The 4,576-nt window shown below is 36.8% G+C and carries 7 protein-coding genes; 3 read left to right on the forward strand and 4 right to left on the reverse strand.

What is annotated here, in order from left to right; translation table 11 throughout:
* Positions 1-419 precede the first annotated feature (419 nt).
* Both Q0W26_RS11485 and Q0W26_RS11490 read left to right on the forward strand, forming a co-directional pair.
* The gene (locus tag Q0W26_RS11485) at positions 420-743 is read left to right on the forward strand and encodes a hypothetical protein (protein WP_298525553.1); all 324 of its coding nucleotides are present in this window, start codon (positions 420-422) and stop codon (positions 741-743) included.
* Between the two features lie 8 nt (positions 744-751).
* On the forward strand, positions 752-1,084 hold the full coding sequence (locus Q0W26_RS11490) for a hypothetical protein (RefSeq protein ID WP_298525556.1): 333 nt from the start codon (positions 752-754) through the stop codon (positions 1,082-1,084).
* 287 nt (positions 1,085-1,371) lie between these two features.
* Here the strand turns inward: Q0W26_RS11490 and Q0W26_RS11495 are convergent, their stop codons facing one another.
* The 3 genes from Q0W26_RS11495 to Q0W26_RS11505 are packed head-to-tail and all read right to left on the reverse strand — an operon-like array spanning position 1,372 to position 3,229.
* Positions 1,372-1,797, reverse strand: a complete 426-nt coding sequence (locus tag Q0W26_RS11495; RefSeq protein WP_298525558.1) for a hypothetical protein — start codon at positions 1,795-1,797, stop codon at positions 1,372-1,374.
* Positions 1,798-1,820: 23 nt separating this feature from the next.
* Complete coding sequence (locus Q0W26_RS11500) at positions 1,821-2,216, reverse strand: hypothetical protein (protein WP_298525563.1); 396 nt, start codon at positions 2,214-2,216, stop codon at positions 1,821-1,823.
* Entirely contained in the window at positions 2,213-3,229 is a 1,017-nt protein-coding gene (locus Q0W26_RS11505; protein WP_298525565.1) for a hypothetical protein, read from the reverse strand. The genes Q0W26_RS11500 and Q0W26_RS11505 overlap by 4 nt, the downstream gene beginning before the upstream one ends.
* A gap of 198 nt (positions 3,230-3,427) precedes the next feature.
* Between Q0W26_RS11505 and Q0W26_RS11510 the strand changes: the two genes are divergently transcribed.
* Positions 3,428-3,778, forward strand: a complete 351-nt coding sequence (locus Q0W26_RS11510; protein ID WP_298525568.1) for a hypothetical protein — start codon at positions 3,428-3,430, stop codon at positions 3,776-3,778.
* 264 nt (positions 3,779-4,042) lie between these two features.
* Here the strand turns inward: Q0W26_RS11510 and Q0W26_RS11515 are convergent, their stop codons facing one another.
* On the reverse strand, positions 4,043-4,468 hold the full coding sequence (locus Q0W26_RS11515; RefSeq protein WP_298525571.1) for a YdeI family protein: 426 nt from the start codon (positions 4,466-4,468) through the stop codon (positions 4,043-4,045).
* Positions 4,469-4,576 lie beyond the last annotated feature (108 nt).

Here is a 4,576-nt window from a genome sequence, read left to right on the forward strand (position 1 = left end):
CAATAAAAGCCCCGCTCACATTTCCCAAACAATCAATAAAAACACACATCTAAACAAAAAACACAAAATAAACAAGTAACGAATTAAGCAAAATCACTCTAAAATTAACCAAAAAATTCTAAAAAAAGTAACGAAGTGAAATTTCAAGTGTAAAATAACTCCTGAAACTCCACTAATCTTATTCTAAGAGTAAAACTTTTTAATAAAAATCCAATCAAAAAATTGAATTATTGGACGAACTCATGATGGCATTTTTGCCAATAGGATAATTCAAATGACATATGAGAGAAACTTCAAGTTGTTAAACGGCATAAAGATGGAAAGTATATGGTCATACAATCAATGGGAATATCGGCGATGCGGTTAGGCTGGCCGGTGAAGTCAAAGGGTATCTCTCAAAAAACAGATCCGCCGCCTTGATGAGTCTTGCCATTGAGGAGATTCTGGTAAACCTCATAAGCATCAACGAGAGTGTCGATACGATTGGTGTCATTGTCAAGAACACTGATGAGCAGATACTGATTTTCATTAAGGATACAGGCATTAGTTTCAACCCTATAGTTGAGAGAGATGGCCTTGAATTTGACAACATCAGTGTTTTAAATAGGATTGCTGATAAAATTGACTGCTATCAGATATTGGGCTTGAACAACACAGTAATCACCATCAAAAACAGATGGGCAGGTCATATATTCATAACCTTATATTTGATGAGCAATAAAGATATAAAACAGTTGTTTTAGAAGATTTCATGATTGGATTAATTGGAAGTTGTGAAGGAGGAATATTAATGATTAGCGATGAGGAAAAAGCGAAAATCAAAGAGGAAATTGTGGACAAGGTAAACTCAGTTTTAGAGAAAAACAACGAATCATTCAGAATGGACCAGGTAAATGTCCTTAAAAAGCAGGAAACAGTTAAATTCATGGGAAATTACAGGGTTTACGACAGGAAAAATTATAATGCTGTCTCAAATGAGATCAACACCTTCCTAAAGCAATATGGTGATGTGGAAATCAAATCCAAGAAAATCAGGGACAGCGGAATGAAATTCACAGCTGTAAGCTTCAATTTTGAGCTGTAGAATTTTTTCATTTTTTTCAAAATGATGTGGTTTAAAAGGCCAATGGCCACATTATTTGCATTTTTTTTGTTTGACATTAACTGCTCTCATTGTAGAATTGGGCTCTGATTTTAGAAAAGAATTGATGCATGGGTTTTAGAAAGTAATTTTGAATTGCTAATTGGGATGTTAATGTTAAAAAGGGGTTATGTTCCATAATATCATATATGTATCAACTACTTTTCAAAAGCGGTTTTCAATCTAAAAGCACTGTTGTTAATGTCAAGTCAAGTCATATAACTAATTTTCTAGTCAATCAGATTGTCGATTTTTCCAAAGAGTTCCTCGTAGCTTTCAAAGAGATTCAGGAGTTCATCATCGGTTCTGCTCATCAAATCCATCTTAAGCTCCTGGTCCTTTTCAGTGATTTTCACCAAGCCTTCCTCCAGGTCTTTATCCACGATTAATGATTTGATTTCATTGAATGCCTCTTCGGTTAGATTGTGCCTTCGGGTGAGGTTCAGCACATCCATTGCATGAACGAGTCCTTTTTCCGGCCTGTCAATGCAGGAAGACATTCTGATTTTGGTAATCATGTAATAGGGTGCTTCAATCTTGTCACGGCGAAGCATAATTGTCATCTTTGACATCACATGGTCATCAGCGCAATTCTCATTCATATATTTAACCATCTGAAACTGTTTGATATTTGCATCTTTGTTCAAAAAAGTCATAATAATACCTTCCTTTTAAATTCTTATCTTTCAACGTCGCTTATAAATCTCAAATCCTCTTTATAGTTGAACCTTTTCACATTTCTTGCATGAATGCTGTATTTTTTTGCCATGTCTGGATTGTAATTTCCCCACACATCATAGTCCTCAAAGCCGTCCTCATCAATGAATGCAACAGTGTCAAGATCCATTCTTGAGCAGGCATGGGCATACACTGCAGGCTTTCCGTCTTCAATGACCAGAAAATATGATATCCATCCGAATGGGATGTAGAAAGCAGCTTCCTTTTCAAGCAAATCTTTAGTTACCCTGATTTCGTCAATTCGATAGATCTTTTCATCAAGTCTTGCCTTCAGGTACTCATGAAACTTTTTCTCAACCTTCTTTAAATCATCCATATCCTTTGACTCCCTTTTCATTCAAAGTCCTTACAGAAGCTCCGGGTGTATATTTCAGGATGTCCCAACTCACAGTAATACTCAGGCACCTCATCATAATAGTCTCCGTCGCCGTCATGGTCAAATATATACTCTTCAAAGAAATGGCTGCAGTTGATGTTGCAGTAGCCTCCTTTGGAAGTCCTTTTTGTTGTTGCCGGTTCGGGAGGCTTAGGTTTTGTGGCTTTTCTGTTTGCCATTGCATTTTTTATCTTCTCCTTGCGGTAGATGTTTTCTGCAAATTCCCACTTGAGCCTTTCCCTGTACTCCATCTGTGACTCTCCGATAGCAGGAGCCAGTGATTTGAGATACAGTACATGCTTGTTTTTTGAAGTCCATTTCAGGGCAGGATTGTCAAACATTGGAGGGATATAATTATTTTTTTCGCTTTGAAGGGTGTCAACCCGTTTTTTATCTGTTAAAAACGGTGTCATGCAGCTGCACACTCCCGTGTATACCCTAAGGCAGCTTATGCACTGGTTAGGTGAGACGAGTCTCCATCTTGAACATATCTCATAGAGGTTTTCATTTGCCTCCAAGTCCCTTGATTTGAGCTTTTCTAATGTGTCGTCGTAATGGAATGCAGGTTCATTGGACCAGACTGAGCGGTTTGTGCTTCGTTTGTATACCGAAAGATGTGACATTGAAGGGGGCATCACTTCATTTAGAAGATGATTTTCAAAAAGGCGTTTTACGTATTTGTAGCTGTAGACGTCGGATGTCCAGATCTTTTTTCCGCATGATGTGCAGAATTTGTTTGCGTATGCATTCTTCTCACCGCATTCGGGACATTTAATATCTCCCAATTCGTATCCGCATTCGCATTTCACCTGGTCTTCCTTAACTGGTCTTGCACAGTTTAGACAATATGCATTCGGATTTTCTCTCATAAGTCTAAGCTGTTCATCATCAAGCAGCTTTTCACCGCAGTAAATGCAGAATTTCTGCATCTCATTGAATTTAAAGCATTTAGGACACATTATCTTATCGTCCATGATACACCCCTTGTATTATATGTAATATATTTCTGTTTTTCTACACTATACCTTTTGTGTTTGATATGTGGCTATTGTTTTTTATAATATTGCTTTATTGGTGTTTTTTAATTATTTTACATTTTTACAAATCATTTTGTTTAGAATTTCAAAAAATTTTTATATGCCTAAATTGATAATTTATGGTGGGTGAAAAAGATGGATTATGATTTCAAAAAAATAGCAATCGGTACATGCATTGCTACTGTTGTCGCTTTGGCGGTTGGTGCTTTGCTTGCATTTTTAAACGTGGGTCAATACAGTTTTGCCATAGCACTTGTCGTTGGAGGTCTTGTTGCTGGATATGTTGATAAGGACATAGACTCATCATTGCTTGAAGGTGGATTGGCAGGACTTATTGTTGGATTCCTTCAGGGTTTTATTGCTCCACTTATTCTGTCTGCAGGTGCAGCAGCTGTGTTTCATTCAGGATTATCCATTGGATGGATTGCATCAGGAGCAATTCCTGCAGGAATCATTGCTTTAGTTTTAAGTGAAATCAATAACTGATTTCAATTTCTTTTTAATTTTTTTGTCACTGGAATTTAAAAGCCCATATTCAACTGATATCCTTATTCAATTTTAAAAGCTTTTTTTTAATTATCTGGGATATTTCAGCAGATATTTTTCAAAACAGTGTGGTGTTTTCGAACAATTTTTAAGGTCATTCAATAATTTGTACTGAATCTTTTCGGTCGAAATATTCGTTGGGAGCTAATTGATGTATGTTTTCAACTATTGAGTTAGGAGAGCTATTATTTGTTTTGGCATTAATTATTTTTTTGCTGACAGTCTTCCGTAATCGTCCCAGTTGCCGTACTTTTTGTTGGCTTTTGTCTTTTCAAGGAAGTTGTTAAGCATCCTTTCAAACACATCAGTCTTCTTTCTTTCACGTTCAATGTTTCCGATTCTTATTTTCTTATATAATTCCGGGAAATTGCTGAAGTTCTGCCAGATTTCATCATCACTTTTCAATTTATTCAGAATGTCTTCTGCTATAATGAATTCTCCGTCCAAATCAGGAAGGGCATTGTATCCTTCCTCAGTCATCAGGTCACGTTTGATCAGGTATCGGCATCTCTCCTTGTTCAGCTCTCCCCACTTGCTATTGGCTGCTCGAGGAGTGAATCTCTGAAGTCTTTTTCCGTCGATTTTTTTGTATGTTGAATCGATCCATCCGAAGCACAATGAGACATACACTGCATCGATATAGTAGAAAATCCCATCATCATGGAATTTTCCCCTTTTGCATTTAATCCAGCATTCCTTTCGCTTTTGTGGTTTTCTTCAAGCCATTTGTAGAACTCT

Origin of the sequence: uncultured Methanobrevibacter sp. (assembly GCF_947169325.1) — an archaeon.
Classification (GTDB): domain Archaea; phylum Methanobacteriota; class Methanobacteria; order Methanobacteriales; family Methanobacteriaceae; genus Methanocatella.

Coding starts and splice junctions, on each gene's coding strand:
- Q0W26_RS11495 (WP_298525558.1), bottom strand. CDS start 1,797: ATGACTTTTTTGAACAAAGATGCAAATATCAAACAGTTTCAGATGGTT.
- Q0W26_RS11490 (WP_298525556.1), top strand. CDS start 752: ATGATTGGATTAATTGGAAGTTGTGAAGGAGGAATATTAATGATTAGC.
- Q0W26_RS11505 (WP_298525565.1), bottom strand. CDS start 3,229: ATGGACGATAAGATAATGTGTCCTAAATGCTTTAAATTCAATGAGATG.
- Q0W26_RS11510 (WP_298525568.1), top strand. CDS start 3,428: ATGGATTATGATTTCAAAAAAATAGCAATCGGTACATGCATTGCTACT.
- Q0W26_RS11500 (WP_298525563.1), bottom strand. CDS start 2,216: ATGAAAAGGGAGTCAAAGGATATGGATGATTTAAAGAAGGTTGAGAAA.
- Q0W26_RS11485 (WP_298525553.1), top strand. CDS start 420: ATGAGTCTTGCCATTGAGGAGATTCTGGTAAACCTCATAAGCATCAAC.